Origin of the sequence: Acinetobacter sp. BY419 (genome assembly GCF_019038395.1) — a bacterium.
Lineage (GTDB): Bacteria > Pseudomonadota > Gammaproteobacteria > Pseudomonadales > Moraxellaceae > Acinetobacter.
The window spans coordinates 1-3,668 of the sequence record NZ_JAGFXZ010000063.1; the positions used below are offsets into that span (position 1 = coordinate 1).

The following is a 3,668-nucleotide window of genomic DNA, read 5'->3' on the forward strand; positions in this document are numbered from 1 at the left end:
TATGATACCGGATGAAAAATGTTCAAGTGCAAATAAAAGTATTTTAAACGTCAAGTTATGTCGGTGATTGGTCAATTCATCACAACATAGAGAAACAGAGCAGCAGATTATGTAAATATTCACACTGACTGCAAAAGAGGGTAATGCCTAACACGCCACGGCATAGGGGCGTTCAAAGATCGATTCAACGTCTTCAAATTTAGTATGACGCAGAATGTCATGATGCAGACGTGCATAGAAATTAACTTCATTTTCCAGAATCTGCAGAAAGTCCTCATAGTCGGTTTCGAAAAAATCCAGGTCAAGTAAATCATCACGACGGGCCTGATGACAGCGGTACTTTTCAATAAATTTCAGCAGATGTTTCTGAATATGCGTGTTGGTATGGTAGATCAGGTAAGTTGCTGCTGAACCACAATCCAGGCATCCCTGTTGCAGATAGATTTCTTCATTATTCAACCAGCAACATTGCACCGTAAAAAATGCCCGGATCGCCTCGGTGCCTAAAGTATCCATATCTTATGCCTCTTTCTGGGATTGGTTTATTAAATAATAATTATTCTCAATTATTATGGGAAAATTTTTGCTTAATATCTACATCTCGCCTATCCACCTGCTTTGTTCTTGTTGTTCCAGATTAAACAGTTTCTATGATTAATTTATGACAGCAGACCAGATTTTAAATCGATAGGTGAAAAAAAGCCCGGTCTTAAACCGGACTTTTTTTATTCATCTTAGTCGTCCAGTCCAGGCCACTGGCGTTGCTCAAAGGCGCTGTCCCAGAATAACCATTCCAGACGGGCGGCATGCGTATAAGCCTGATGCATTTTTTTCAGCGTGTCAGTATCAGCACGCGCTGCAACACGGTCAATGGTCGTAATCACATTGCGTACTGCCGTATGGAACTCTTCACCTGCATAGGTATCCACCCAGGCTTGATACGGATTATTCGGCGCAGAATTGTCGACAATATCCTTGCCGATTTCTGCATAAATCCAGAAACACGGCAGCAGCGAGGCCAGCACCACCGGATAGCTTTCCGACCAGGCGGTCGAAGTGAGATAGGAGGTATAGTGATGGCAAGCCAAAGTCAAAGGGGTGTTTTCGAACTGGTCTTTACTAATAGCAAAATCCTGCATAAAGCCGTCATGCAGGCTACGTTCCACCACAATCGCAATTTTGGCGGCTTCAGCAAACTGGATCACATCGTCCGCTTCAAAAGCTTTGGCAGCACACACTGCCAGTGCACGGCCATAGGCCAATAAATAATGTGCATCCTGAATCACATAATGACTAAAGGCCTCACGGCTTAAAGTACCTTGTGCCAATTGCTGATTAAAGGGCAGGGCCAGGGTCTTCTGATAAAGCCCGAGGTTACGTTGCCATACCTCTTGTGAAAAACTCATGCTGAAATCCTTCGCAGTTCAAGTTAAACCATGCGGCACTATAGCAAAGATCGGTCTGTTTAAAAGATCGGCAGATTTTAAAAACAAAAAATAAGATAAAACAGCTCAGGAAGTACTTTGGTTTATGCGCTAAAAGTTTCATAATTAGCTTAAATATTCTTATTCGTATTGCGGGTCTCTGGCCGCAATATATTTATTTAATTTATCCAAGGTCGATTTGTATGTTGAAACATTTTGGTTTCTCGATTGCATTTTCGATCGTGTGCCTTGGTTTGTCTGCTTATTGGGGTTATACCCATGGTCCGGAAGCGGGCCTGCAAACCATGTTCACAGCACTGACCATTACCGCTATCCTGGCGATTATGGAGGTGTCGTTATCCTTTGATAACGCGGTTGTCAATGCATCTGTCCTGCGCGGCTGGGACCATTTCTGGAAAATGCTGTTCCTGACTGTCGGGATTCTGATTGCCGTTTTCGGGATGCGTTTAATTTTCCCGGTGGCTATTGTCGCGGTAACCGCAGACATGGGCTTTATGGAAGTGGTACAGCTGGCCCTAAATGATCCAAAAGAATATTCGGCGCGTTTAATGGCACATCATCCTGAGATTGCGGCATTTGGTGGTGCTTTTCTGTTGATGGTATTCCTGAACTTCTTCCTGGATGAAGAAAAAGACACGCACTGGTTCAGATGGGTAGAACGTCGTCTGGCCAATCTGGCCAATGTGCCAGCGATGTCGGTCTTTATTGCACTGGTGGCCTTGTTAATCATGGCAGCCAATGTCGATGAAGCCAAGCGTCTGGTAGTGACCATGGCCGGGATCTGGGGCATCGTGATTTATATCGGGGTGCAGGTTCTAAGCCATATGCTCGGTGGAGAACCTGAAGTTGATGAACAGGGTAATGCTGTTCGTCATGATGAAAATGGTGTACCGACCGGTGTCGTCAAAGCGGGTATCGGTGGATTCCTGTATCTAGAAGTACTGGATGCCTCTTTCAGTTTTGATGGCGTGATCGGTGCATTCGCGATTACATCGGATGTCGTCATCATCATGCTGGGTCTGGCGATTGGTGCGATCTTTGTCCGTTCAATGACAATTTATCTGGTGGAGCAGGGTACGTTGGATGCCTATATCTTCTTGGAGCATGGTGCGCATTATGCCATCGGTGCACTGGCCTTTATTATGATTGCCAGCGGAACCGGTCTGCATGTACCAGAAGTGGTCACCGGTCTGATCGGTGTGGCCTTTATTGTCTGGGCGGTGTTTGCCTCGATTCAATACAAGAAACGCCAAGCAGCTTTGGACAAGGCATTGGACAAATAAAGCGGTATCCCTGATTGAAAAGCGTGGCTCCGGCCGCGCTTTTTTATTTTTAGATCGGCATCATCTTTATTTCAATAAAATTCTTGTCTTATTAATGAGCTGAATGTCCTATAATCTAAGCTCCAGATTAATTAACCCAATCGCCATAATTTATGATGAATGCTTTAGAACGTCGTTCAACCTTTGCCCTGAGCAGTATTTTTGCACTGCGCATGCTGGGGTTGTTTATGATTATCCCGGTGTTTTCGGTGGCAGGGCAGGCATATCAATATGCGACGCCTGCACTGATCGGCTTGGCGGTCGGGGTCTATGGTCTGACCCAGGCACTGTTACAGATTCCCTTCAGCCTGATTGCGGACCGTTATAGTCGTAAGCCGCTGGTGGTTTTGGGGCTGCTATTATTTGCCTTGGGTGGCGCAATTGCCGCCATGTCGGACACCATTTATGGAGTGATTATCGGCCGTGCGATTGCCGGTGGCGGTGCAGTATCCGCTATCGTCATGGCATTACTGGCAGATGTGACCCGTGAAGAAAACCGCATGAAAGCCATGGCAATCATGGGGATGAGTATTGGTCTGTCTTTTGTGGTGGCTTTTAGTCTGGGGCCTTGGCTCACAGGTCTGATTGGGATATCGGGATTGTTCTGGGTCACCACAGTGATGGGACTGGCTGCCATTGCCATGCTGTTCATGGTGCCGAAAGTTACGCGACATCATAAAAACTTTCAGCAGGGCTATCTGGCACAGGTGAAACAGGTACTCAAAATCGGTGATCTGAATCGTCTGCACGTGTCGGTTTTTACCCTGCATTTATTGCTCACCGCCATGTTTATCTATGTGCCTTCGCAGCTGATCGAATTTGCGGATCTGCCACTGGCCAGTCATGGCTGGGTATATCTGCCGCTCTTGGTTCTGAGTCTGTTCTTTGCTTTTCCAAGTAT

At 46.1% G+C, this 3,668-nt stretch carries 4 protein-coding genes; 2 read left to right on the forward strand and 2 right to left on the reverse strand.

Translation table 11 applies throughout. From position 1 onward, the window contains the following. Nucleotides 1-147: 147 nt before the first annotated feature. Both KUG37_RS14480 and tenA read right to left on the reverse strand, forming a co-directional pair. Nucleotides 148-516, reverse strand: a complete 369-nt coding sequence (locus tag KUG37_RS14480; RefSeq protein WP_216938329.1) for a hypothetical protein — start codon at nucleotides 514-516, stop codon at nucleotides 148-150. A gap of 218 nt (nucleotides 517-734) precedes the next feature. Next, a complete protein-coding gene (gene tenA, locus KUG37_RS14485) occupies nucleotides 735-1,406 on the reverse strand; it encodes a thiaminase II (protein ID WP_216938327.1) in 672 nt (223 codons plus the stop codon). A 221-nt stretch (nucleotides 1,407-1,627) separates the two neighbouring features. On the opposite strand from tenA, the gene KUG37_RS14490 reads away from it, so the two are divergent. Beyond that, the gene (locus KUG37_RS14490; protein ID WP_216938325.1) at nucleotides 1,628-2,728 is read left to right on the forward strand and encodes a DUF475 domain-containing protein; all 1,101 of its coding nucleotides are present in this window, start codon (nucleotides 1,628-1,630) and stop codon (nucleotides 2,726-2,728) included. Nucleotides 2,729-2,880: 152 nt separating this feature from the next. Further along, a partial coding sequence (locus KUG37_RS14495; protein WP_216940657.1) for an MFS transporter occupies nucleotides 2,881-3,668 on the forward strand: 788 nt, incomplete at its 3' end.